The 25,033-nt window shown below is 72.3% G+C and carries 21 protein-coding genes; 13 read left to right on the forward strand and 8 right to left on the reverse strand.

Translation table 11 applies throughout. The annotated features are described in order from the left end of the window. The first annotated feature begins 34 nt into the window (after window positions 1-34). The 4 genes from ACYSUO_RS23115 (at window position 35) to msrB (ending at window position 3,444) form a co-directional block, all read left to right on the forward strand. The gene (locus tag ACYSUO_RS23115) at window positions 35-847 is read left to right on the forward strand and encodes a pyrimidine reductase family protein (RefSeq protein ID WP_461778127.1); all 813 of its coding nucleotides are present in this window, start codon (window positions 35-37) and stop codon (window positions 845-847) included. A gap of 200 nt (window positions 848-1,047) precedes the next feature. Then, the gene (locus ACYSUO_RS23120) at window positions 1,048-1,503 is read left to right on the forward strand and encodes an indole-3-glycerol phosphate synthase (RefSeq protein WP_461778152.1); all 456 of its coding nucleotides are present in this window, start codon (window positions 1,048-1,050) and stop codon (window positions 1,501-1,503) included. A gap of 124 nt (window positions 1,504-1,627) precedes the next feature. Next, window positions 1,628-3,031, forward strand: coding sequence for a UDP-N-acetylmuramate--L-alanine ligase (murC, locus tag ACYSUO_RS23125; protein WP_461778128.1), 1,404 nt, complete (start codon window positions 1,628-1,630; stop codon window positions 3,029-3,031). Between the two features lie 5 nt (window positions 3,032-3,036). Next, window positions 3,037-3,444 carry a peptide-methionine (R)-S-oxide reductase MsrB gene (msrB, locus tag ACYSUO_RS23130; RefSeq protein WP_461778129.1) on the forward strand — a complete coding sequence of 136 codons (408 nt, stop codon included), beginning with the start codon at window positions 3,037-3,039 and terminating at the stop codon, window positions 3,442-3,444. A 22-nt stretch (window positions 3,445-3,466) separates the two neighbouring features. Here msrB and ACYSUO_RS23135 read toward each other — a convergent pair whose 3' ends face one another. The 3 genes from ACYSUO_RS23135 to ACYSUO_RS23145 are packed head-to-tail and all read right to left on the reverse strand — an operon-like array spanning window position 3,467 to window position 6,214. Further along, complete coding sequence (locus ACYSUO_RS23135) at window positions 3,467-4,135, reverse strand: ADP-ribosyltransferase (RefSeq protein ID WP_461778153.1); 669 nt, start codon at window positions 4,133-4,135, stop codon at window positions 3,467-3,469. A 43-nt stretch (window positions 4,136-4,178) separates the two neighbouring features. Then, window positions 4,179-5,441, reverse strand: coding sequence for a cytochrome P450 (locus ACYSUO_RS23140; protein ID WP_461778130.1), 1,263 nt, complete (start codon window positions 5,439-5,441; stop codon window positions 4,179-4,181). Then, window positions 5,438-6,214: an alpha/beta fold hydrolase gene (locus ACYSUO_RS23145; protein WP_461778131.1), complete on the reverse strand. Its 777-nt coding sequence runs from the start codon at window positions 6,212-6,214 to the stop codon at window positions 5,438-5,440. Before ACYSUO_RS23145 ends, ACYSUO_RS23140 begins: the two co-directional genes overlap by 4 nt. A 132-nt stretch (window positions 6,215-6,346) precedes the next feature. Between ACYSUO_RS23145 and ACYSUO_RS23150 the strand changes: the two genes are divergently transcribed. After that, the gene (locus ACYSUO_RS23150; RefSeq protein WP_461778132.1) at window positions 6,347-7,180 is read left to right on the forward strand and encodes a pentapeptide repeat-containing protein; all 834 of its coding nucleotides are present in this window, start codon (window positions 6,347-6,349) and stop codon (window positions 7,178-7,180) included. A gap of 20 nt (window positions 7,181-7,200) precedes the next feature. Here the strand turns inward: ACYSUO_RS23150 and ACYSUO_RS23155 are convergent, their stop codons facing one another. Further along, complete coding sequence (locus ACYSUO_RS23155) at window positions 7,201-7,833, reverse strand: chorismate mutase (RefSeq protein WP_461778133.1); 633 nt, start codon at window positions 7,831-7,833, stop codon at window positions 7,201-7,203. Between the two features lie 196 nt (window positions 7,834-8,029). Here ACYSUO_RS23155 and cyc2 point away from each other — a divergent pair, with 196 nt between their 5' ends. The 5 genes from cyc2 to ACYSUO_RS23180 all read left to right on the forward strand — a co-directional run bounded on the left by cyc2 (window position 8,030) and on the right by ACYSUO_RS23180 (window position 15,285). Next, window positions 8,030-10,270, forward strand: a complete 2,241-nt coding sequence (gene cyc2, locus ACYSUO_RS23160) for a germacradienol/geosmin synthase Cyc2 (RefSeq protein WP_461778134.1) — start codon at window positions 8,030-8,032, stop codon at window positions 10,268-10,270. A 67-nt stretch (window positions 10,271-10,337) separates the two neighbouring features. Further along, on the forward strand, window positions 10,338-12,278 hold the full coding sequence (gene phsA, locus ACYSUO_RS23165) for an O-aminophenol oxidase PhsA (RefSeq protein WP_461778135.1): 1,941 nt from the start codon (window positions 10,338-10,340) through the stop codon (window positions 12,276-12,278). A 158-nt stretch (window positions 12,279-12,436) separates the two neighbouring features. After that, a complete protein-coding gene (locus tag ACYSUO_RS23170) occupies window positions 12,437-13,090 on the forward strand; it encodes a PDZ domain-containing protein (RefSeq protein ID WP_461778136.1) in 654 nt (217 codons plus the stop codon). A gap of 146 nt (window positions 13,091-13,236) precedes the next feature. After that, window positions 13,237-14,373, forward strand: a complete 1,137-nt coding sequence (locus ACYSUO_RS23175; RefSeq protein WP_461778137.1) for an aminopeptidase P family protein — start codon at window positions 13,237-13,239, stop codon at window positions 14,371-14,373. A 6-nt stretch (window positions 14,374-14,379) separates the two neighbouring features. Beyond that, entirely contained in the window at window positions 14,380-15,285 is a 906-nt protein-coding gene (locus tag ACYSUO_RS23180) for an aminoglycoside phosphotransferase family protein (RefSeq protein WP_461778138.1), read from the forward strand. Between the two features lie 57 nt (window positions 15,286-15,342). On the opposite strand, the gene treZ is transcribed toward ACYSUO_RS23180, so the two are convergent. Both treZ and ACYSUO_RS23190 read right to left on the reverse strand, forming a co-directional pair. Further along, entirely contained in the window at window positions 15,343-17,109 is a 1,767-nt protein-coding gene (gene treZ, locus ACYSUO_RS23185; RefSeq protein WP_461778139.1) for a malto-oligosyltrehalose trehalohydrolase, read from the reverse strand. A 148-nt stretch (window positions 17,110-17,257) separates the two neighbouring features. Further along, on the reverse strand, window positions 17,258-18,178 hold the full coding sequence (locus ACYSUO_RS23190) for a GNAT family N-acetyltransferase (RefSeq protein WP_461778140.1): 921 nt from the start codon (window positions 18,176-18,178) through the stop codon (window positions 17,258-17,260). A 119-nt stretch (window positions 18,179-18,297) separates the two neighbouring features. Between ACYSUO_RS23190 and ACYSUO_RS23195 the strand changes: the two genes are divergently transcribed. Continuing rightward, window positions 18,298-18,849, forward strand: coding sequence for an FHA domain-containing protein (locus ACYSUO_RS23195; protein WP_461778141.1), 552 nt, complete (start codon window positions 18,298-18,300; stop codon window positions 18,847-18,849). A 63-nt stretch (window positions 18,850-18,912) separates the two neighbouring features. Here ACYSUO_RS23195 and ACYSUO_RS23200 read toward each other — a convergent pair whose 3' ends face one another. Further along, window positions 18,913-20,154 (reverse strand): M14 family zinc carboxypeptidase, encoded by a 1,242-nt coding sequence (locus tag ACYSUO_RS23200; RefSeq protein ID WP_461778142.1) that lies wholly within the window; start codon window positions 20,152-20,154, stop codon window positions 18,913-18,915. Between the two features lie 188 nt (window positions 20,155-20,342). Between ACYSUO_RS23200 and ACYSUO_RS23205 the strand changes: the two genes are divergently transcribed. After that, complete coding sequence (locus ACYSUO_RS23205) at window positions 20,343-21,593, forward strand: cytochrome P450 (RefSeq protein WP_461778143.1); 1,251 nt, start codon at window positions 20,343-20,345, stop codon at window positions 21,591-21,593. On the opposite strand, the gene treY is transcribed toward ACYSUO_RS23205, so the two are convergent. After that, entirely contained in the window at window positions 21,553-24,000 is a 2,448-nt protein-coding gene (gene treY, locus ACYSUO_RS23210) for a malto-oligosyltrehalose synthase (RefSeq protein ID WP_461778144.1), read from the reverse strand. The two genes, ACYSUO_RS23205 and treY, sit on opposite strands and share 41 nt — an antisense overlap. 81 nt (window positions 24,001-24,081) lie before the next feature. Here treY and ACYSUO_RS23215 point away from each other — a divergent pair. Then, window positions 24,082-25,033: MFS transporter (locus ACYSUO_RS23215; RefSeq protein WP_461778145.1), on the forward strand; the 952-nt coding region annotated here is incomplete at its 3' end.

The raw sequence follows: 25,033 nt of genomic DNA on the forward strand, positions 1-25,033 counted from the left end.
TACCCACCTTAGTCGCCGTGCCACACTGCACGTCATGCGACGCCTGTTCCCTGTGACGTACGAAACAGCAGATGGCAAGGGGTACGAGAAGAGGGAGGCGAGCCCAGAGGGGCGTGAGTGGAGCCTCGACGAGCTCGCCGACGCCTACGCGTACCCGCCCGAAGCGGCGCACGCGCCGTGGCTGCGGGCCAACATGGTCTCCACGCTCGACGGCGCGGCCCAGCACGACGGCCGCTCCCAGCCCATCTCCAGCGCCACCGACATGCGGGTCTTCGGCACGCTGCGCGGGCTCGCCGACGTCGTCGTGGTCGGCGCGGAGACGGTCCGCCTGGAGGGTTACCGCCCCGCCCGCGCGCGTGAAGCGTTCGCGGCGCGCCGGGAGGCGGCCGGGCAGGGCCCCGCCCCGCAGATCGCCGTGATCAGTGCCAGCCTCGACCTCGACTTCGACCTGCCCCTGTTCACCGACCCGCTGGTGCCGACGCTGTTGCTCACCGGCGCGGGCGCCTCTGCCGACCGGGTCGCGGCCGCGCGCAAGGCGGGCGTGGAGGTGCTGATCGCGGGCGACGGCGCGGCGGTCGAACCCGACCGCGCGGTGGCGGCGCTCGGCGAGCGGGGCCTGCGGCGTCTGCTCACCGAGGGCGGGCCGAGGATGCTCGGTCAATTCGTGGCGGGCCGGGTACTCGACGAGCTGTGCCTGACCGTGTCCCCGATGCTGACCGCGGGGGACGCCCAGCGGATCGCCGGTGGCTCGACCTTGGCCGTGCCGGAGCGGTTCGAACTGACGTCCCTACTTGAGGAGGACGGATTCCTGTACAGCCGTTACACCCGGCCGCGGGGCGGACAGTAGCCGCTGCCGTCGACAGCACGGCGACATTCGGCGGAATGACTCGTTCCGTTTAGCTTTGGCTGGGCACACTAAATCTCGCAGTCCCCGTGCGAATGCGGGGCAGGATGGTTTCCGCAGGTCCGCTGGTCCACCCGGAGGGTCGTCGTCAGTCGGCCCACGGTAGGAGAAGAAGGGCGCCCGTCGTGTTCACGAGCGTATTGATGATCGAGAAGGCTCTGACCTCCGCCGACGTGGAGTTCGTCACCACGTTGCACGGCGAGGAGGAGGTCTCCTTCCACGTGCTGCTCCAGCCCCGCGGAGACCAGGCGGACCGCCTGCTGCGGGCCATCGACGACGTCGCGATGGGGGAGTTCGACGAGGCGGGCAAGGAGGGCGAGGTGCCCGAGGGCGACGAGGCCAAGGGCCCGGCGGAGAAGGCCCTCGCCGTCTCCCTCGCCGCGCTGCACCAGGCGGGCAGCGAGGCGGTGGGCCGGCTCATCGAGGACCACCCGCTGGACGCCCTCAAGGCGCTCGTCGCGGAGGTGAAGGCGGACGAGGTCATCGTGCTGACCGACCCGCACTACGTCGAGGAGTTCTTCCACCGGGACTGGGCCTCGCGCGCCCGCCACCAGGTCGGCGTACCGGTCCTGAAGCTGTTCTCGCACAGCAAGGCGTGACGGACACCAGGGGGTGACGGGGAGAGGTTCGGGACGGCACGGGGCGAGGCAATAGGCTGGGGCCCGTGCCGTGGTCGTCGTGACCACGGATCAGGACATCCGAGAACCCCAGGGGAGACCACGCATGGCACCCGGCCTGCCGCATTCCGTCGCCGACATGGACCGACCGCACTTCATCGGCATCGGCGGCGCCGGCATGTCGGGCATCGCCAAGATCCTCGCCCAGCGCGGCGCGCAGGTGGCGGGCAGCGACGCCCGTGAGTCCGCGACGGCGCAGGCGCTGCGCGAGCTCGGCGTGACGGTGCACATCGGCCACGACGCCGCGCACCTCGCCCCCGACGCCACCTGCGTCGTCGTCTCCTCGGCCATCCGCGAGGACAACCCGGAGCTGGCCCGCGCCAAGGAGCTCGGCGTCCCGGTCGTGCACCGCTCGGACGCGCTGGCCTCCCTGATGGACGGCCTGCGCCCGATCGCGGTGGCCGGCACGCACGGCAAGACGACCACGACGTCGATGCTCGCGGTGTCCCTGAAGTCCCTCGGCCTTCAGCCCTCCTACGCCATCGGCGGCGACCTGGACGTCCCCGGCTCCAACGCCGACCACGGCGAGGGCGAGATCTTCGTCGCCGAGGCCGACGAATCGGACCGCAGCTTCCACAAGTACAAGCCGGAAGTCGCGATCATCCTCAACGTCGAACTCGACCACCACGCGAACTACGCGTCCATGGACGAGATCTACGAGTCCTTCGAGACGTTCACGGGGAAGATCACCCCCGGCGGCACCCTCGTCATCGCCGCGGACCAGGCGGGCGCCGCCGAGCTGACCCGCCGGGTCCGTGACACGACGTCCCTCAAGGTCGTCACGTACGGCGAGTCCGAGGGCGCGGACATCCGCATCCACAAGATCACCCCGCGCGGCCTGGCCAGCGAGGTGACCGTCCTCATGGACGGCAAGCTGCTGACCTTCACGGTCTCCGTCCCCGGCCGCCACTACGCGCAGAACGCGGTGGCGGCGCTCGCCGCGGGCGTCGCGATGGGCATCCCGGCCCGGAACCTGGCCTCGGCGCTCAAGTCGTACACGGGCGTCAAGCGCCGCCTCCAGCTCAAGGGCGAGGTGAACGGCGTGCAGGTCATCGACTCGTACGCCCACCACCCCACGGAGATGACGGCCGACCTGGAGGCGATGCGCGCGGCGGCCGCCGACTCGCGCCTCCTGGTCCTCTTCCAGCCCCACCTCTTCTCCCGCACCCAGGAGCTGGGCAAGGAGATGGGGCAGGCCCTCGGCCTCGCGGACTCCTCGGTCGTCCTCGACATCTACCCGGCCCGCGAGGACCCGATCCCCGGCATCACCAGCGCCCTGATCATCGACGCCGCGCGCGAGGCGGGCGCCGACGTGCAGGCCGCCGCCGACAAGGACGCCGCGGTCGCGGCGGTCGCGGGAATGGCCAAGCCCGGCGATCTCGTTCTCACCATGGGAGCGGGCGACGTCACGGAGCTCGGCCCGCGGATCCTTGAACAGCTGAAGGGATGAGGCACATGTCGTACGACGTCGAGAAGCCGGACGAGCAGTGGCGCACGGAGCTGAGCCCGGCGGAGTACGCGGTGCTGCGCCAGGCCGGCACGGAGCCCGCGTTCGTCGGTGAGTACACCGACACGAAGACGAAGGGCGTCTACGCCTGCCGGGCCTGCGGCGCCGAGCTCTTCACGTCGACCGAGAAGTTCGAGTCGCACTGCGGCTGGCCGTCCTTCTACGACCCGAAGAACACCGACGCCGTGGAGCTCATCGAGGACAGCTCCCACGGAATGGTCCGCACCGAGGTGCGCTGCGCGCGCTGCGGCTCGCACCTCGGCCACGTATTCGAGGGCGAGGGGTACCCGACGCCCACGGATCAGCGGTACTGCATCAACTCGATCTCACTCACGCTGAGCCCCGAGGGGGAGTGAGGACCGGCGGCCGCGGCGGCGCTCACTGCGCCGCCGTCTCCGCCGTCACCGGCCGGAAGCCCGGGTTGCTCACGCAGTCCGACATGCTCTCGGTGTTGGTCTCCTTGTTGATCGGGCACGCGCCGATGACGAAGCGCGACGCGACCCCGCCGGGGAAGGCGACCTCGACCTGGTCGGCGTACTTGTGGTCGTCGCCGATCGTCTCGTTGACGTCGATGCCGTTCGGGGCGTCGATGTAGTAGTTGTAGGCGCCGCCCTTCATCCACTTGGTCCACTTCTTGAAGAGGTCGTGGTCACGCGTCGTGGAGACGAACGGCGAGGGCTGGTTCTTCAGTACGTACTTCTCCAGGTCGTACTGCCCGGTCGTGACGTCCTTCGCCTCGAAGCCCTCCTTGAAGATGACCGCCGGGGCGCGCCCGTCCGCCCGGTACAGCGTCTGGCAGTCGTTGCGGAACTCCGGCTCCGGCGAGATCCGCTCGAGCGGGACGCGGTCGATGGCCGCGTAGAGCCGGTCCGGGACGACGGGGCAGGAGGAGGACGCGGCCTTCGCCACGGAGGTCGCGGACTTCGCGGTGTCGGCGTCCGGGGCGCTGGCCGTGGCCGACGGCGCGGACGCGAGGGCCAGTACGGACACCGCGGCGGCGGGCAGGGCGGCGAGACGGCGGGCGGTACGGGGGATCTTGTTGATCATCATGAGCAGAACTTTCGGGGGCCGCGACCAAGATCCCCGCCAATCACCGGATCGTGGGCGTGTGCGGGTGCACCCGTGGTTCGATCCGTAGTTCCTTGATCCCGTTGATGAAGTTCGACACGAGGCGCTTCGGTGAGGCCGCGAGTGTCAGGGCCGGGAGGGACCGGCCCACTTCCTCGTACAGCGCCTGTAGTTGAAGGCGGGCGAAGTGGGCGCCCAGGCAGACGTGCGGGCCGTCTCCGAAGGAGACGTGGGGGTTCGGGGTGCGGGCCAGGTCCAGGGTGAACGGGTCGGGGAAGACGCGTTCGTCGTGGTTGGCGGAGGCGTGCAGGACGACCACCTTGTCGCCGCGCTTGATCGGGGTGCCCGCCAGCGTCGTGTCCTCGGTCGCCGTGCGGCGGAAGGTCAGGACCGGTGGGTGGCGGCGCAGCAGCTCGTCGAGCGCGGGCGCCAAGTCGGCTTTCCCTGTACGGAGTTGTTCATACGCGGACGGGGACTCGGCCAGCAGGGCGAGGCCGCCGGGAGCGGCGCTGCGGACCGTGTCGTTGCCCGCGATCGTCAGCAGGAAGAAGAACATCTGGCGTTCGGGCGGGGTGAGATCGGGGTCCGCGGCGAGCGTCGTCATGATGTCGTCGGCCGGGTGGGCACGCTTGTGGGCCGTCAGCTCCTCGGCGTACGCGAACATGTCGGCCAGCGCGGAGGGGGAGCGGGGGTTGACCGGTGGGCCGCTCGTCTCCGTTGCCTCGTCAGGGTCCTGGTAGCCGATCACGCGGCGGGTCCAGTGCAGGAGCAGCGCGCGGTCGGACTCCGGGACGCCCAGGAGGTCGGCGAGGTTCAGGAGGGCGTAGTCGTCGGTGACCGTGGCGACCAGGTCCACCGTGGCCTGATCGTCCGCGTCCTGAAGTGCCTTGTGCAGCAGGGATCTTGCCCGTTGCCGTACCGATTCCTCGAAGGCCGCCACTCGGCGCGGTGTGAACGCCCGGCTCACCAGGCGGCGCAGCCTGCCGTGCGCCGGTGGGTCCTGGTTGAGCATCATGCCGCGGATGAACGGGAGGTCCGCCGGGTCCGGATCGCGGATCTGGGTCGCGCCCAGGTACGAGGAGTACGTCGACGCGTCCTTGAGGACCCGGACCACGTCCGCGTGCCGGGTGACCGCCCAGAAGCCCGGACCCTCCGGCCAGCCGAGGAGCGCGGGCTCCGGCTGCCAGGCCACCGGGTGGTGGTCGCGCAGCGTCCGGTATCGGACGTGCGGGACACCACGCGCGTACAGGCGCGGGTCGAAGACGTCGGGGACGGCAGGCGTCACGAGCCGTCCGCCCGCAGGAAGTCCTCCATGACGCGGATCAGCGCGAGCGGCGCCTCGTCCATCGCGTAATGGCCGCATACGGGGAGGTCGACGAGCTCGCCGCGGGTGAACCAGGCCAGCCACGTCGAGCGCATCAGTTTCGCGGACAGGGCCGGGTCGAGCTGTCCGGTGATCACGAGCGCGGGGACCGTACAGGGCTCCAGGTCCGCGTGGAAGTCGTCGCCGGTCCACGAGTCGAGCCAGGCCCGGAACGCCTTGCCGTCGCTGCACGCGAACGAGCGCTCCACCATGCGGTCGAGCCACGCGCCGGGGCGTACGCCGCCGGTGGTGATGTCGATGATCGTGCGGCGGTTCGCGGGGGAGGTGTCGGCCGTCACGAACAGTTCCCGCTGCTCGGGCGTCATGGGCAGGCCGGACGCCGGGACCGGGGACACGCCCACGATGCGGCGCACCCTGCGCTGTGCGGTCGCCACCACGCGCTGCGCCACCGTGCCGCCCATGGAGTGCCCGATCAGCGAGAACCGCTCCCAGCCGAGCCGGTCCGCGAGGTCGAGCACGTCCGCGGCGCCCTCGGCCGTCGTGTACGCGCCCGGTGTCTGCTTCGCCTCCCCGTAGCCGCGCAGGTCCACGAGCGCGTACTGGAAGGAGGCGCGGTCGAGGTCGGCCACGATCGGCGCGTAGGCGGCGCGGTCGGCGAACCAGCCGTGCACCGCGATCACCTTGTGCGGGCCGTCACCGTGCAACTCGTACGGCAGGACGAAGGAGGAGGCCACGTCGACTCCCAAGGGTGTGGGACTTCGGGCGGTGCGGGACGCCTCCAAGGTGGCGCGGGGCCGGGCCCGGCCACAAGGGGGCGCACGCGCGCGTGGCGGCGTGCGCCGTGGCCGATCGGCGACAATGTGGGGGTGACCTCCCCCGACGCCCCGTCCGACCGCCCCGACCTGCGCGCCGATTGCGCCGACTGCTTCGGCCTGTGCTGCGTCGCCCTCCCCTTCGCCAAGTCGCACGACTTCGCGCACGACAAGAACGCGGGCACGCCCTGCCGCAACCTTCAGGACGACTTCAGCTGCGGCATCCACGCGAAGCTGCGCGACGAGGGCTACCCCGGCTGCACCGTCTTCGACTGCTTCGGTGCAGGCCAGAAGGTCTCCCAGGTCACCTTCGAGGGTGCCAGCTGGCGGGAGCGGCCCGAGAGTGCCAGGGCCATGTACGAGGTCTTCCCGGTCATGCGTCAACTGCACGAGCTGCTCTGGTACTTGAGCGACGTACTGGAGCTGCGCGCGGCCGGCGCCGTGCACGACGACGCCCGGCGGGCCCGCGAGGACATCGAGCGGCTGACCCGCGCGCGCAGCGACGAACTCGTCGCCGCCGACGTGCCGGGCATCCGGGGCGACGTGAACGCCCTTCTCCTGAAGGCCAGCGAACTGGTGCGCGCCGACGTGCCCGGCGCGCTCGGCCGCAAGAAGAACCACCGGGGAGCCGACCTGGTGGGCGCGCGTTTCAAAAAGGCCGACCTACGGGGCGCCAATTTCCGCGGCGCCCTCCTTGTGGCCGCGGATCTGACGGGCGCCGACCTCCGCTCGGCCGACCTGATCGGCGCGGACCTGCGCGACGCCCGGCTGGCGGGCGCCGATCTGACCGGGGCGCTGTTCCTCACCCAGGCGCAGGTGAACGCGGCCCGCGGCGACGCCGCGACCCGCATCCCGGCGGGCCTGCGGCGCCCCGCGCACTGGGCGTAGGCCCCGGCCCCGGGCGGGGCTCAGGAGGCGCACACCGAAGGCAGCGCCCGCGCAAGGCCCTTGAGGTGGAGTGCGTCGAACCCGCGCGCGTGGGCGTCGTGCAGCGCCGCCGCCGTGAGCAGCGGCCCGCAGGCCGGAGAGGTGCGCGTGGGGGCCACCTCCCGCAGCGCGTCCAGGAGCCGCGTCGTGATCCGGTCGAGCTGCGGCCGCACCTCCGTGGCGAGGTCGGGACGCTCGGTCGGGCGCTGTTCGGGGTGGGCGTCCCAGCGGGCGTAAAGGCCGCGCTGCACCACCTTGTTGGCCTCGATCTGGTCCCGGAAGACGGACTGCGCGAACGTCGGGTCGATGCCGAGGTCCGTCGAGCGCTTCGCCACGCCGTCGAGGATCTGCTGCTCCCGCGCCGGGTCGTCGATCGGCGCGTCCGTGCCGTACTTGGCCGCCGCGACCTTGTCCGCGAGTGCGAGCCGCTCCGTGGCCAGCGAGGTGATCGCGGCGAGGGCGCGCGGGTCCGCGTGGGCGGCGGTGGCGGCGGTGGTGGCGGGCGTCGCCGGTGCCGCGGACGCCGGGAGGGCCGCCCCGCCGAGGGCGAGCGCGGTGGCGGCGCCCAGGGTGACCAGGCAGCGGGCGGCGGTCGACGTGGTCCGGATGCGCAACGTGGGTCCTTCGCTTCGTACGGGCAACGGGTGCATGCAGTGCATGCGGTGCAAGCACTGCAAGAGGTGCCCCTGTTGTGTATCAGGCGGCACGCTTTTCCCTGAACGGGTGCCGTTCAGTCCCCGGTTCACGCGATAGTGCGATCATGTTCCGCCCCATGGATGCCGGTTGACGGCCACGGGTAGGGCGGCGCTCATGACACACGAGTCCACACAGCCCTTCCACCTGCCGCGCTTCTACATGCCGTACCAGGCCAGGATCAATCCGCACCTGGACGAGGCGCGGGCCCATTCCACGGTGTGGGCCCGCGAGATGGGGATGCTGGAGGGCAGCGGTGTCTGGGACCAGAGCGACCTCGACGCCCACGACTACGGCCTGTTGTGCGCGTACACGCACCCCGACTGCGACGGCCCGGCGCTCTCCCTGATCACCGACTGGTACGTGTGGGTCTTCTTCTTCGACGACCACTTCCTGGACATGTTCAAGCGCACGAACGACCGGGCGGCCGGCAAGGCGCACCTGGACCGGCTGCCGCTGTTCATGCCGATGGAGCTCGACACCCCCGTGCCCGAGCCGGAGAACCCGGTCGAGGCGGGCCTCATCGACCTGTGGCGGCGCACCGTGCCCGCCATGTCGATGGACTGGCGGCGCCGCTTCGCGGAGTCGACCGAGCACCTCCTGAACGAGTCGATGTGGGAGCTGTCCAACATCAACGAGGGGCGGATCTCCAACCCCGTCGAGTACATCGAGATGCGCCGCAAGGTGGGCGGCGCCCCCTGGTCGGCCGGCCTGGTGGAGTACGCGACCGCCGAGATCCCGGCATCCGTGGCCACGTCGCGGCCGCTGCGCGTCCTCATGGAGACGTTCTCCGACGGCGTGCACCTGCGCAACGACCTGTTCTCCTACGAGCGGGAGGTCATGGACGAGGGCGAACTCTCCAACGGCGTCCTGGTGTTGGAGACCTTCTTCGGCTGTACGACACAGGAGGCGGCGGAAGCCGTCAATGACGTGCTGACCTCGCGGCTGCACCAGTTCGAGCACACCGCGCTGACGGAGGTGCCCGCACTCTCCGCGGAGAAGGGGCTCACACCGGACCAGGTCGCCGCGATCGCCGCGTACACGCGCGGCCTTCAGGACTGGCAGTCCGGCGGCCACGAGTGGCACATGCGCTCGAGCCGCTACATGAACAAGGAGGCCGCCGCGCAGGCCGCCCCCTCCCTGGGCGCGCCGAGCGGGATCGGGTCCGGCACCGTGGACGTACGGGCGCTGCTGGCCGACGTGGGCGCCCAGCGCCTGCGCGCGTACACGCACGTGCCGTTCCAGAAGGTCGGCCCCTCCCTGATCCCCGACATCCACATGCCGTTCGCGCTGACCCTCAACCCGGAGCTCGACGGCGCCCGCGCGCGGCTGCTCCCCTGGACGCACCAAGTGGGCATCCTTGGGGAGGGCGTCTGGGACGAGGACAAACTCCGCGCCTACGACCTGCCGTTGTGCGCGGCGGGCCTCGACCCGGACGGTTCGGCGGAGGCGCTCGATCTCAGCTCCCAGTGGCTCGCCTGGGGCACCTACGGGGACGACTACTACCCGCTGATCTTCGGGCACCGCCGCGATCTGGCCGCCGCCAAACTGTGCACCGCGCGGCTCTCCGACTGCATGCCCGTGGACGGCGAGGAGATCACGCCGCCGACCAACGCCATGGAGCGCGGCCTCGCCGACCTGTGGCGGCGCACCACGGCCGCCATGACATCGGAGCAGCGACGCACCCTGAAGGACGCCGTCGAGGTCATGACGGAGAGCTGGGTGTGGGAGGTCGCCAACCAGCTCCAGAACCGCATCCCCGACCCGGTCGACTACCTGGAGATGCGCCGCGCCACCTTCGGCTCCGACCTCACCATGAGCCTGTGCCGCATGGGCCACGGGCCCGCCGTACCGCCGGAGGTCTACCGCGCGGGCCCGGTGCGCGCCCTGGAGAACTCGGCGATCGACTACGCGATGCTGATCAACGACGTGTTCTCGTACCAGAAGGAGATCGAGTTCGAGGGCGAGATCCACAACGCGATCCTGGTGGTGCAGAACTTCTTCGGCGCCGACTACCCGACGGCGCTCGGCATCGTCAACGACCTCATCACGCAGCGCATGCAGCAGTTCGAGCACATCGTGGAACATGAACTGCCCGTCCTCTACGAGGACTTCGGGCTCGGCCGCGAGGCGCGCACGGTCCTCGACGGCTATGTCGACGACCTGCGGAACTGGATGGCGGGCATTCTCAACTGGCACCGGGAAGTGGACCGCTACCGCGACGCGTGGCTCTCGAGCCGCGCCCACGGCTTCGTACCAGGACGCGTTCCGGCACCTCCGGTTCCGATTGGTTTCAACAACCACACGTCCGGATGGGGCGGTTCAGGCAACTTCGCTGGGACACCGGCCGTCTTGTGAGGTGAGACGGCCGCGACAAGCGGTCGTGCAACGGGGACTGCGAGAACACACGGGGGTGTTCTTTACTGTGACCGAAATCTTCGAGCGCATCACGGACAAACTGACCGGAGTCGAGGAGGCCGCGAGCGAGATCGCCGCGGCCGCCGTCGGTGAACTGGCGCCGTACGTGGCGCCGTTGACGGTGCCGCCGGTGCTGCGGCCCGACTCCGGTGACGTCCTGCAAGAGACGGAGATCGCGCTGCGGCCCACGTGGCAGCGGCTGCACCCGCAGCTCCCACCGACACTGATGTGGGGCTACGAGGGGACCGTGCCCGGCCCGACCATCGAGGTGCGGCGCGGGCAGCGCGTCCGCATCGCCTGGACGAACCGCATTCCCAAGGGCGGCGAGTACCCGGTGAGCGCGGTGGAGGTGCCCAATCCGCCGACCGAGCCGGGCCAGGACCCGCCGCCCCCGCCGACCACGCTGCCGGGCCGCGCGGGCGTCGCGGCGAACGCGGACGTGGCGGCGCTGCCCGCCTGGACCGTCACGCACCTGCACGGCGCGCAGACGGGCGGCGGCAACGACGGCTGGGCGGACAACGCGGTGGGCTTCGGCGACGCCCAGCTCTCCGAGTACCCGAACGACCACCAGGCAGTGCAGTGGTGGTACCACGACCACGCCATGAATATCACCAGGTGGAACGTCTACGCGGGCCTCTACGGCACGTACCTGGTCCGGGACGACGAGGAGGACGCCCTCGGGCTCCCCTCCGGGGAGCGGGAGATCCCGCTGCTGCTGGCCGACCGGAACCTGGACACGGACGAGGACGGCCGGCTCAACGGCAGGCTGCTGCACAAGACCGTGATCGTCGACCCGGCGAACGAGGAGACGGGCAAGCCCGTCACCATCCCGTTCAGCGGCCCGTACACGACGGTCAACGGGCGGATCTGGCCCTACGCGCGGGTGGACGCGGGCTGGTACCGCTTCCGCCTGGTGAACGCGTCGAACGCGCGGATCTACAACCTGGTGCTCCTCGACGAGGACGGCGACCCGCTGCCCGGCGTCATGCACCAGATCGGCAGCGACGGCGGACTGCTGCCGCGGCCCGTACCGATCGACTTCGACGACGCGCTGCCGACGCTGCCCGTCGCGCCCGCCGAGCGGATGGACCTGCTCATCGACTTCGCGTCCCTCGCGGGCAAGCGGGTGCGCCTGGTCGACAAGGGACGCAACGAGGCGCCGGGAGTGCCGGACGTGCCGGGCGATGTGCGCTACCCGCACGTCATGGAGTTCCGCGTCGGCGAGTGCGGCGAGCCAGACTCGTTCGTGCTGCCCGAGGTGCTGTCCGGTTCCTTCCGGAAGCTGACGCACGACATCGAGCACGGGCACCGGCTGATCGTCCTGACACCGCCCGCGACCAAGGGCGGCGGCGGACACCCGGAGATCTGGGAGATGGCGGAGGTCGCCGACGACGCCGAGGACTCGGCGGGCGCCGAGGACGTCCAGGTCCCCACCGACGGCGTGATCCAACTCGTCAATGACAAGGGCGAGTTGAAGACCTACCGGCGCATCGCCCGGACGTTCAACGATGGGCTCGGCTTCACCATCGGCGAGGGCACCCACGAGCAGTGGAGCTTCCTCAACCTCGCGGTGAACCCGCCGGTCGTGCACCCGATGCACATCCACCTCGCCGACTTCCAGATCCTCGGCCGCGACGTGTACGACGCCTCCGGGTTCGACACCGAGGTGGGAGGCACGGTCAAGCCGGTCGCGTTCGACCCGAACTCGGTGGTCCCGCTGCCGCCCAACGAGCAGGGGCACAAGGACGTGTTCCGCGCCCTGCCCGGCCAGATGCTGCGCGTCATGGGCAAGTTCGACGGGGCGTACGGCCGGTTCATGTACCACTGCCACCTCCTGGAGCACGAGGACATGGGCATGATGCGGCCCTTCGTGGTGCTTCCGCCGGAGGCCCTGAAGTTCGACCACGGGGCCGGGCACGGCGGTGGCCACGGGGGCCACACTGGCTGACCGGCCGGTCGGCTGATTCGGGAGGTGCACGGGGTGCCGGGCGCCGGCGTTCGAGCCGGCCCCGGCACTCTCACTCGTTCGTGGATCGTCGTGGGTGTGCGCGGAGGGTAGGGCTCTGGCCGTGGCCGAGTGAGCCAGGGACCGGAGGCGGGCGACCCATGGAACAGACTGCGTTGCGTCCCAAGGCGATGCCGGGATCCGGGGGCAGGGCATCGACCACGACGTCGAAGCAGGAGCCGTCGTCCGGCCCGCTGACGGGGCCAGGACCGGCGCGGAAGCCCGGCAGGCCGCACGCGGTCCGGCGGCGCGGCAGGCGCCTGTGCAGCGTGCTGTGCGGGCTGCTGTGCGCGGTCGCGCTCGTCCTCGCGGGCATCGGCCTCGGCACCGTGGGAGCCACCGTCATCGGCATGAGCAAGCTCGCCGAACTGAAGCGGCAGACCCCGCCCGCGGAACGGCCCGCGACCCCGCCGCCGAGCAGCCCCGCCCCCACGCCGGGCCCCACCACGGCGTCCGCACCGCCCACCCCGCCCCTGCTGAGGGGCGGGCTCGGCGTGGAGGTCGTCGACGCCCCCAAGGCGCCGGGCGCGCTTGTCGTGGCCGTGCACATCCCGGGCCCCGGCTACACGGGCGGCCTGGTCCGCGGCGACGTCCTGGTGGGCCTCGGCGACCGGCGTGTCGGCTCCGCGCTTGACCTGGCGGCGCACGTGGCCGACGTGGCGGACACCCGACCGGGACGCCAGGTCGTGGTCACGGTCCGGCACGCGAACGGGGAGCTGCAGAAGCTGGCGGTCACACCCGGGGTGGTCACGTGACGGCCGTATTCGGCGCGCGCCCCGCCCACGGCGCCTGAAATCATGGGCAGAGGTCGGTCTCGCGCCGCCCCGCGCCGCCGGGCAGGATGGCTGCCCGTACGACGCCCGCACTTCCACAGGCGCCCACCCGTACGAAAGGCCAGGACATGACGACCGGTACCCCCGCGCCCTTCACCGCCGCCGACTACAAGGCCCGCATGGACCGTGCCGCGCAGTCCGCCGCCGACGCGGGGCTCGCGGGGGTACTGGTCGCGCCGGGCCCCGACCTCGTATGGCTCACCGGCTACCACGTACCGGCCGACACCGAGCGGCTCACCCTCCTTGTGCTCGCGGCCGGCCAGGAGCCCACGCTCGTCGTGCCGACCCTGGAGGCGCCCGACGCCGCCAAGGCCGCGGGCGCCGACGCGATGACGCTGCGCGACTGGACCGACGGCAAGGACCCGTACGACGTCACGGCCCCGCTGCTCAGGTCGGTCGGGGGTCCGGGCCGCTTCGGGGTGAGCGACAACGCCTGGGCGATGCATCTGCTCGGCCTGCAGAAGACCCTGCCCGATACCTCGTACGTCTCGCTCACGGAGGCCCTGCCGATGCTGCGCGGCGTGAAGGACGCCGCCGAACTGGAGCGTCTCGCCGCCGCGGGCGCCGCGGCGGACGCCACGTACGAGGAGATCAAGAAGGTCGCCTTCGCGGGCCGCCGCGAGAACGACATCGCCGGTGAACTGTCCGACCTGTTGAAGCGGTTCGGGCACTCGCAGGTCGACTTCACCGTCGTCGGCTCGGGCCCGAACGGCGCCAACCCGCACCACGAGGCGAGCGACCGCGTCATCCAGGACGGCGACATGGTGGTGCTCGACTTCGGCGGCCTCAAGCACGGCTACGGCTCCGACACCACCCGTACCGTGCACGTCGGCGAGCCGACGGACGAGGAGCGCAAGGTCCACGACATCGTCCGGGAGGCGCAGACCGCGGCCTGTGACGCGGTACGCCCCGGGATCGCCTGCCAGGACGTCGACCGGGTCGCCCGCAAGGTCATCACGGACGCCGGGTACGGCGAGTACTTCATCCACCGCACCGGGCACGGCATCGGCGTCACCACCCACGAACCGCCCTACATGATCGAGGGCGAGGAGCAGGAGCTGGTGCCGGGCATGTGCTTCTCCGTAGAACCCGGCATCTACCTGCCGGGCCGGTTCGGCGTCCGCGTCGAGGACATCGTGACCGTCACCGAGGACGGCGGCAGGCGCCTCAACGCGACGGCGCGCGAGATGGCGATCGTGGGCTGAGCGGCCATGCCGTCGACGCCGCGGCAGCCCACTGCCGACGCCGTGCGCCGCGTCCTGGAGGCGATGCTTCCGGACGGCGGCGCCCCAGAGGTGCGTCCCGTCGCCGAGGGCGGCGAGCACTCCGCGTGGTGGGTGGGGAAGGCGCACGTGCTGCGCCTCGCCACCGACGGGGAGATGTCCGCGCGGCTGCGGCGCGAGGTGCGCCTCCGTGACCTCGTACGCCCCCACGTCCCGGTCGCCGTGCCCGCCTCCGTCGCGACGGGGGAGTGGGCGCCCGGCCTCGCCTGCACGCTCGACAAGCGGCTGCCCGGGGAGTCCGCCGAGGTCAGGGACGTCACCGCGGCCGGCGAGGAGGATCTCGCCGGGCTGCTCGCGGGGCTGCGCGAGGTGCCGGTCGCGCGGACCGTCCCCGTCGGGGTGCCGAAGGTGCCGCCGCGCTCGCTGGAGAGCCTGCGCCGCGAGGCCGGCGCCGCGGCCCTGAAGCTCGACGCGGACGGCGAGTTCGAGGCCGAGCGGCTCGATCAGCTCTCCGCGCGGGCCGTCGCGCAGCTCGTCCCGCAGCCCGACACCGTGCTCGTCCACCACGACCTCAAGGGCGAGCATCTGACCGTGTCGACGGACGGCCGGGTGCGCGGCGTCCTCGACTGGGCCGACGCGGTCGTCGGCGACGCCGCGGAGGACATCGCCGGGCTCACGATCGCGGTGGGCGCGCGTGCCGCGGTCCGCTCCGCGACGCTGGCGGGGTACGGACCGCGGTCGTGCCTGCGGGGGCTGTGGCTGGCCCGGTGCGATGTCCTGGTGCGGCTCGTGGACCGGCTGTACGGCGCCGACGACAGCCCCGAGAGCCTGCTGCGGGTGCAGCTGGAGCGGGCGTGGGAGGCGATCCTGCTGGAGCTGGTGTCGGAGGGCTGAACCGGAGGGCGGCGGGACAAAGGGCCGGGCCCGCCCTCCGTCCCGCTCTGTGCGCCTCTACGGCGCCACAGCGACCACGCTGGACTCCGCCGGGACCGTCAGCACGCCGTCCCTGCCCGGCAGTTCGACCGGCTCCCACGCGGCGAGCAGCCGCGCCACGGGACGCCCCAGCGGAATCGACACCGGCACGTCCGACAGGTTCACCGCCACCCGCAGATCGCCGCGCCGGTAGGCGATCCACCGCCCCCGCTCGTCGTACGCGACCTTGACCGCGGCCAGATCCGGGTTCTGGAGGTCGGGGCGGGCGCGGCGCAGGGCGATGAGTTCGCGGTACCAGGTGAGCACGCGCGCGTGGTGGCCCGTTTCCCGCTCCTCCCAGTTCAGACAGGAGCGCTCACGGGTGGCCGGGTCCTGCGGGTCCGGGATGTCCTCCTCGGCCCAGCCGTGCGCCGCGAACTCCCGCCGCCTGCCCTTGCGTACGGCTTCGGCGAGAGCGGCGTCGGTGTGGTCGGTGAAGTACTGCCAGGGCGTGCTCGCGGCCCACTCCTCGCCCATGAACAGCATCGGCGTGAAGGGCCCGGTGAGCACGAGCGTCGCCGCGCACGCGAGCAGCCCGGGGCTCACGAGCGAGGCGAGGCGGTCGCCCTGCGCCCGGTTGCCGATCTGGTCGTGGGTCTGCGTGTAGGCGAGCAGCCGGTGCGCGGGGACGGTGGTGCGGTCCAGGGGGCGACCGTGGCGGCGGCCGCGGAACGTCGAATACGTGCCGTCGTGGAAGAAGCCGTGGGTGAGCGTCTTGGCGAGCGCGGCCATCGGCTGTCGCGCGAAGTCCCCGTAGTAGCCCCGACGTTCACCGGTGACGGCCGCGTGCACGGCGTGGTGCACGTCGTCGTTCCACTGCGCGTGCAGTCCGAGCCCGCCCTGGGAGCGCGGCGTGATGACGTGCGGGTCGCCGAGGTCGGACTCGCCGATCAGGAACAGCGGCCGGCCGAGGTCCTCGGCGAGCGCGTCCACGGCCGCCGAGAGTTCCTCCAGGAACGGCAGGGCGCGCCGGTCGTGGAGTTCGTGGATCGCGTCGAGCCGCAGCCCGTCGATCCGGTAGTCGCGCAGCCAGGCGAGCGCGCTGCCGATCAGGTACGCGCGCACCTCGTCGGAGCCTGGCGCGTCCAGGTTCACCGCGCTGCCCCACGGCGTGTGGTGCGTGTCGGTGAAGTACGGGCCGAACGCGGGCAGATGGTTACCGGAAGGGCCCAGGTGGTTGTGCACGACGTCGAGCACGACGCCGAGGCCCTGTTCGTGCGCGCTGTCGACAAAACGCTTCAGAGCCTCGGGCCCTCCGTACGGCTCGTGCACGGCCCACAGGTCGACCCCGTCGTAGCCCCAGCCGTGCCGCCCCGGCATGGGGCACAGCGGCATCAGCTCCACGTGCGTGACGCCCAGGTCGGCGAGGTGGCCGAGCCGCGCCGCGGCGGCGTCGAGCGTGCCCTCCTTCGTGTACGTGCCCACATGGAGCTCGTACAGGACCGCTCCCGTCAGTCCGCGCCCGGGCCAGTCGCCGCGCCACGCGTACCGCCTGTGGTCGACGACGGCGCTCAGCCCGTCCGGGCCGTCGGGCTGCCGCCGCGAGCGCGGATCGGGCAGCACGGGTCCTTCGTCGACCGCGAAGCCGTACCGCGTGCCGTCCACGGCCTCCGCCCGGCCCGACCACCATCCGTCTGCGCGGTACGGGTCACGCGCCAACGCGTGCGTGGTGCCCTGTTCGTCCTCGGCGCCCCTCATGTGGAGCGTTACCTGCTCGGCCTGTGGTGCCCACACCTCGAACTGCACGGACCGTTCCCCCTCGTGACCGGATGCCTGCCGACAGTGACGGCTGAGTCCCATGGTGCGTCAGTTGTGATCGACGCGGGGCCGTTTTGGCTCGCTGGGGCATGTGTCACACGAAGTCGAGGCTCTGCCCCACGAAGCCGAGGCACTGTCACACGAAGTTGATGCGCTTCTGTGCCACCGGGTACCCGGCCTTCGCGAAATTCGCCGCCATGGGGAAGTTGCCCTCGTCCGTGGCCGCCGCAATGAACTCGGCGCCCCGCTCGGCCAGGAAGTGCGTCGTCTCCACCAGGAGGTCGTACGCGTAGCCGTGCCCGCGCTGTTCGGGCACCACGCCGATGAACCCGACACAGGGGCCCGAGGGGTTGTGCGCGGGCACATGGAGGCCGACGAGCTCGCCCTCCTTCGTGTACGCCAACTGCAACCACTCGCGCCCCGCCGGGAACCAGTGGAAGAAGTCCAGCTCCTGGCGCGCGGCCCGCTCGGAGCCGCCCTCCTCTATGGCCGCCCGCGCATGGGCGTCCAGCGTCCCCGAGTGCACGCGCCGCAGCACGTCCAGGACGGCCTCGTCGTCGGGCTCGGGGCGGAACTCCAGGCGGCCGGGCCGCTCGGGCAGGCCGTCCTCGGGAGTCCACCGATAGCGGAAGCGCTCCACCAGGACGCGCATGCCCGCCTCCTCGACCGCCGCCCTGCGCGCCTCGACCGCGGCCACGACCTCCGGCCGCTCGCGCCAGTCGGGCGGCAGCAGCAGGTCGTACTCGGTGCGCAGCGGCGCCCGCCGCAACAACTCGGCGCCCGCCGCGGCCTCGCCCTCGGCGATGTCGAACCAGTCCAGGGCCACGGGCCGCTCGTCGTCGGGCCCGCCCCACCACGCCGCACGGGCCACCACGCGGTCGCCGCGCAGTGCCACCCAGGTCCACTCGGGCCGGTACTCGCCGCCCTCGCCGACGGTGCGGTACACGGATCCGACGAGGGCGCGGCCGACCAGGCCGCGATCGTCGAGGGAATGGAAGAGACGGGCGTCGGCCTCGGTGAGGGCACGCACGACAAGGGGCTGTACTGCTGAGGTCAAGAAGTCTCCTTGGGGAGCGGCCCGTTGGCGGCCGCGGCGCGCTGAACGTAACAGCGCGGGGCGGCTTACGCTCCCGGTTTTCTGGACACTTCGGCCTCCGCTGCCCGACAATTCCCTTTGTGACGTCCTCTTTTGAACACCACACGTACCCGGCTCGGCTCTCCGACGCCGAGCGGGACCGTGCGCTGAAGGTGCTCAGGGACGGCGTCGCCCTCGGCCGGCTCTCGCACGACACGTTCGTGCGCCGCATGGAGCTGGTGTTCACCGCCCGGCGCACCGAGGACCTCGACCGGCTCACCGCGGATCTGCAACAGGAGAGCCGCTTGTCGCGGGCGCTGTTCGGCACCGTGGGGGCGGTCTCCGGGTTCACCGTGCGGCTGCGCAGGGCGTGGACCGTGGAGCGGCTGCCGAAGCTGCTCCTGCCGCCGGCCGCGTCCCCGTACCCGCTGCGCATCGGCCGCGACCCGGCCAACGGGCTGCGGCTGAGCCACGACACGGTCTCGCGGGTGCACGCCGAGCTGAGCCGGCAGGGCGGCGTGTGGGTGCTGCGCGACCTCGGCTCGACCAACGGCACGTCGGTGAACGGGCGCAGGGTGATCGGCGCGGCGGTCGTGCGGGACGGCGATCAGGTCGCCTTCGGACGCATGGCGTTCCGGCTGTCCGCCGACTGACCCGGGGAGCCTGTCTCACCCGCGCGCGTGGCCGCACCCGCGGGTGCTCACCTGCGTATCTGCTCACCCGCGCGCGTGCCGCACCGCCGCCACCGTCGTCCGCGCCTGATGCTCCACCTGGTGGGCCACCGGCACCCACCGCGCGCCGAACCGCTCGGCGTACGCCTCGCACCACCGGGTGACGAGGGCGTCGAGACGGGGCGCCGCCAGGTCGTCGGCCTCCTCCAGGACCCGCAGGAGCATCGCCGCGGCCCGCAGCGGCAGCCGGCGGGCGAACGCGTCGATGCTGCCGACGTACGCCATCGTGGCGCCCGGCGGCGGCGGTTGCACCCAGTCGTCCGCGAGCCCCGGCACCAGGCCCAGGGCCCAGCAGGCCGCGCCGAGGAGCGGACCGCCGGTGTCCGGGAGCCGCGGCATGGCCTCCGTGAGGATCTCCTCCACGAGCCGGGTGTCGCGGCTGAGCCGGGCCGACAGGCGCCGCAGCGCCCGCTCCGGCGCGGGATGCGGAGCCGGGTCGTCCACCAGGTCGCTGGCCCACATCGGGACCTCCACGATCGCCGTGGAGCCGCCGTAGCGGTGCGCGTGGTGCCACGTCGACAGACGGGCGTCGTCGGGCAGGCTCGGGAACGCGGCCTGCGCGTCCAGGTCCGGCATCACATGGACGCCGCGCCCCGACGTCGGCCAGCCCGCCGCGTCCGACGCCCCGGTCTCCACCGGTATGTGCAGCTCGGCGGCCGACTTGGCGAAGGGCTCGGCGAGCCCCGGTATGTCCCGGGTCAACTGCACCCAGCTGCCGCCCAGTTCGGTGCCGTGCAGCGACACCTGGAGGTAGGGCCGCACCTCGTCGATCACGCCGACCAGGGTCTTCGTCTCCGGAGGGAGCCGGTCCGGGGGCAGCACCGACGGCGACCACTCCGGCTGCTCCGCGCCCGTGGGCCTGAAGAAGCCCCGGTGATAGTCGAGCAGCGAGCGCGGCGCCGGAGCGTTGTGCAGGGCCGCGCCGTCCGGGTCCGCGCACAGCAGGAAGTGCCACGACCGGTCGGTTCGCAACTCCCGGTCGAAGAGCGCCTTTTCGGCCAGGTGCAGCGCCGTGGAGCCCCCCGTGGGCTCATTGGCGTGCGCCCCCGCCACGATGAGGACGGCGCGCCTGTCGTGTCCTATGGACAGCAGGTTCAGGGGGCGCCCCCCACGCGACGTCCCGACCTGGCGTAGGCGACACAGGTCAGGTCGGTGAGACGTCAGCTCCCGCGCTGACTGGACCAACTCGGCCGAGGTGGGGTACCGCTGCTCCGACAGGTGACTCACCCCCGTTGGTGCTCCCGGCGTCAGCAATCCGCAGTACCCCATGCTCCGCTCCATGTGTCAAGAAGGCCTATACAGCGGCCCCGGGCCGCTCGGCAGGGGAGAGTTCACGCCACCTCGGCCCCGCGCAGGTCAGACCCGCACATCACCCTGAGTCACCGCTGTCACTCGGACAGTGGAACGGAGGCTGCGTGACGAAGGCCTCGGTGGTGCGCTGGGAGGAGCGGTGCGCAGCGACCGGTGCGCGCCCCGGTACAGAGTGGAGTCCCGCGGTGCTGTGCCCTTCCGGACCGGTCTCCTGCCCCGACGCATCGGGGTCCTACCCGCGCGCGGGCTCCGCGACGCAGCCCCCGAGCCTCGCCGCGCCGCGGACCGCCCACGATCCGTGGCCGCTGTACCGCACCCTGCGGACCACGCACCCGCTGCACCTCGACGAGCCCTTCGGCGCGTGGCTCCTCAGCCGCTACGTGGACGTGCGCACGGCGCTCGCCGACCCCCGGCTGGTCGCGCCGCCGCCCGGCCGCACCTTCACCCACCTGGAAGCGGACACGCACGCCGACCAGCGAGCGCTCCTCGCCCCGGCCCTCCAGGGGCGCGCGCTGGCCACCCTGAAAGCGAGCGTCGAACGCACCGCCTACGTACTCGCGCGCCGCCTCGCCCGACGCCACGAGGCCGACCTGGTCGAGGAGTTCTGCCACTGGCTGCCCGCCGTGGCCGTCGTCCGTGCGCTGGGCCTGCCCTACGAGGGCACCGCCCACGTCGCCGCTCTCTGCCGTGCGGGGCTCACGCACCTGGGCGGCGCCCCGGACGCCCTGGACGCCTTCCTGCGCCCTCAGATCGCCCGCCGCCGCGCCCACCCCACGAACGACCTCCTGGGCGCTCTGTGCGCCGCGAGGGCCGACGGACGGCCGCTGTCCGACGACACGGTCTGCGGGCTCGCCGCGACGCTCCTCGGCGCGGGCGGGGACGCCACCGACCGGGCCCTGGCCGCGCTCCTCGCCAACCTCCTCGACCATCCCGAGCAGCTGGCGCTGGTGCGGGCCCGCCCCGAACTCGCCGACGCCGCCTGGGCCGAGTCGCTGCGCCGCGACCCCGCCGCGCACGTCGTCCTGCGCCGGGCCCTCGCGCCGGTCCCGGTGAGCGGCGGCACGATACCGGCGGGCGCCACGGTCGCGTGCCTCGTGGGAGCGGCGGGCAGGGACGCGGCCCGGTTCGCCGACCCCGACCGCTACGACCTGTTCCGCGCGGCTCCCGGGCAGCTGGCCCACGGCACCGGGCGGCATCGCTGCCCGGGCGTCCAACTCGCCCGCCTCACCGCCGACGCGGGCCTGCGCGCCCTGCTGGCGGCGCTGCCGTCGATGACGTGGGCGCCGGGCTTCAGGCCCGCCTACGAAGGGCTGCTCACCCGCTCTCCCGCGGCTCTCCACGTACGTCTTCGATGAGGGCTCGCAGGCCCTCGTCGCTGATCTCGTCGACGCGGACGAGGAGTGCCACAGGGAGATGCTCGAAGAGTTCCGCTACGCGCGCGTGGCCGTTGAATCGCCTTTCTGGTCCGAGGAGTTCGATCCATTCGCCTTCGGGGAGCGGGAGTTGTGTGGTGCGCCAGCCGCCGGTGTCGGTGAGCCGCAGGGAGAGGCGGGTCGTCGCGACGATCACGCGACCCGCGCGCGCGTAGGCGATGCAGTGGGCCTGGCCGGGGCCTTCGGCGTGCAGTGGTTCGTAGGTGGCCGCGCCGCCGAACCATTCGGGGTGTGCGCGGCGCAGGCGCAGGGCGCGCCGGGTGAGGTCGGCCTTGGTGCTGTGCTTCTTGGGGGTGAGGTGGGCGGGGGCGCGGTTGTCGGGGTCGACCAGGGCGCGGTAGTCGTGCTCGGTGTCCTGGTAGAGATCGGGGACGCCGGGCATGGTGAGGTGGATGAGGGCGGCGCCCAGGATGTTGGCGCGCACATGGGGCTCGAGGTCGTCCATGAGGCGCAGGACGTCGTTGCCGGGTGGGCCGCAGGGGCCTGAGGTCACGAAGGCTTCCACGGCGTGTTCGTAGGCGATGTTCTGTTCGGTCCAGGTGGTGAACAGGCCTGCCTCGCGTGCGTGCTTGAGCATCGCGGTGCGCAGCCGTGCCGGTTCGGCGGGGCCGAGTCCGGCCAGGGTCTGCCAGGCGGCCCAGGCCAGCTGCGGGTCGGGGGCGCTGGCGCCGCCGCCTTGCGCGGTCTGCCCGGTGACCTGCGCGAGCAGTTCCTCCCACCGGTCGGGGCACTGGGTGAGGACGGAGATGGCGGCTCGTACGTCGGCGCTGCGTTTCGTGTCGTGCGTGGACAGGACCGTCGAGGTGTAGGGCCAGTCGCGCTGCAGGCGCGCGCAGTACGCGTGGAACGCCTCCACCGACACGGCGGGGTCCCCCGGTGAGCCGCCGACCTCCAGGGCCGACAGGAGCGGTGTGAAGCGGTAGAACGCGGTGTCCTCCACCGCCTTGGCGTGCAGCGCCGACGCAGTCTGCGCGAACCGGGCGACAAACGCCGCGTGCGCGGGGCTCGTGCCGCGCCGCCCCAGCGCCAGCTCCCGTACGGAATCGACCGCGTGAGCCTCTTCGGGCACCGTGAACGCGGCCCTCGCCTCCCGGGCCGCGGATGCCGTCAGAACCGTCTCAGGGGGCACGCCACCGGCCGTGTAGGGCCGGTAGACCGGAACCCGTACCAGCAGCTCGCACAGCGCCGTACGCAGCGCCCAGGGGGCGTGATCGCGCAGCCCCGGCTCCTGGTCGCACAGCGCGGCGGCCTCGCGGGTCAGCCGGTCCACCTCGGTGGCCAGCTCGTGCGTGACGACGCGGTGCGCGGCCCGCCGCACGGTCGCCGCCCACTCGCCGCCCCGGTCCGGCGGGGCGCCGGTGAATCGGCGGAATTGGCCCAGGAGTTGATCGGATCCCGCCGGGTCGGTGAACAGCCCGTCGATGTGCCGCAGCGCGTCGTAGCCGGTGGTGCCGGCCACCGGCCACGCCGCCGGCAGCTGCTCCTCATCCTGAAGGATCTTCTCTACGACCGTCCACCGGCCACCGGTCGCCTCGCTCAGCCGTTGCAGGTAGGCGCCCGGGTCCGCGAGCCCGTCCGGGTGGTCGATGCGCAGCCCGTCGACGACGCCCTCGCGCAGCAACTGCAGCATCTTTGCGTGGGTGGCCTCGAAGACCTTCGGGTCCTCCACCCGCACGGCGATCAGATCCGAAATGGTGAAGAAACGCCGGTAGTTGAGCTCGGTACGGGCCAGCCGCCACCACGCCAGGCGATACCACTGCGCGTCGAGCAACTGGGGGAGCGGCAGCGTCGCCGTGCCCTCGCGCAGCGGAAACGCGTGCTCGTAGTAGCGCAGTACGTCGCCGTCCACCTTCAGGTGCTCTAGTTCCTCGCCCAGGCGGTGGCCCAGGACCGGCAGCAGGACCCGGCCACCGTGCGCCTCCCAGTCGATGTCGAACCAGCCCGCATACGCAGAAGACGGTCCGTTGCGCAGCACGTCGTAAAGCGGCCTGTTGTGGGAGACGGCCGCCGCCATGTGGTTGGGCACCAGGTCCACGACCAGGCCCAGACCGTGCCCGCGCGCCGTCCGTGCGAGGTCCCGCAGGCCGTTCTCGCCGCCTAGCTCGGCGCGCACGCGCGCGTGGTCCACCACGTCGTAGCCGTGCGTCGAACCCGGGACCGCCTCCAGGACCGGCGAGAGATGCAGATGGGTGATTCCCAGGGAGGCCAGATACGGGACCGCAGCCGCCGCGGCGGCGAATCCGAAGTCCGGTTGCAGCTGGAGCCGATACGTCGCCGTGGGCGGCGTCGCAGCGGGCGGCGCGGGCGGCATCGGTTGCTGAGGCGTCATGCGAAGGTACGTACCCGCACCGCCGTCTTTCGTGTCATCACCGCATGCGTTTACGCACGCGTGCCTCGTTAACGTCGGACGATGCCTGGTACATCCAACAAGGCCGGTGGAACGCTCGACGCGTACCGCAGGGTGCTCGCGGCGACGGGGCGCCCGCTGCCCGTCGTGTCGTTCCTCGGCCGGCTGCCGGTCGCGGTGATCCAGTTCGGCAGCGTCCTCCTGGTGACCCGCACCAGTGGCTCCCTCGCCACCGGAGGCGTGGTCGCATGTGCCCTCGCGCTCGGCCAGGTGGCCATGGGGCCCTTCGTGGGGAGGCTCGCGGACCGGCGCGGCCAGCGCCCCGTCGTCCTCGTCCTCGCGCTGCTCAACGGGCTCGCGATCGCCGTCTACACGCTCGCCGCGCTCGCGGGCCTGCCGACGTCTGCCCTGATCGTGCTCGGCGTCCTCGCGGGCGCCACCGTCCCCGGCATCGGGCCGCTCGCGCGCGCCCGCGGGGTCGCGCTCGTGCGCCGGGAGGGCGGCGACGAGCGGGTGGTGAACGCCGTGCTGTCCCTGGAGTCCACCATGGACGAGCTCAGCTTCGTCCTCGGCCCCGCCCTCATCGGGATCGCCTCCGTAGTGGCGCACCCCGCCTACGCGTTCGGCGCGGCGGCGCTCCTCGTCGCGGTCTGCGGCACCGCGTTCGCGCTGCACCCGACCGCCACGGCGGTACCGCCCGCCCCGGCGGGGAAGCGGCCACGCGCGCGTGCGGAGCGGCCACGGCTGCCGCGCCAGGTCCAGGTGGTGCGCGTCGGACTCGTCCTTCTCGGTATCCTGCTCGGCGGCTGCGGCGCCGGAATCACCGCGCTCACCGAGGAGTTGGGGCACGGCGACCAGGCGGGGCTCGTCTACGCCGCCATGGGCGTCATGAGCGCCGTCGTCGGCCTGTCCATGGCGGCGGTGCCCGCCCGGTTCACGCTGCGGGCCCGCTGGCGCGTCGCCACCGCGGCCGCCGCCGTCCTGTCGCTCCCGCTCCTCGTCACGCACTCCATGT

The organism is Streptomyces sp. UC4497 (genome assembly GCF_054871485.1).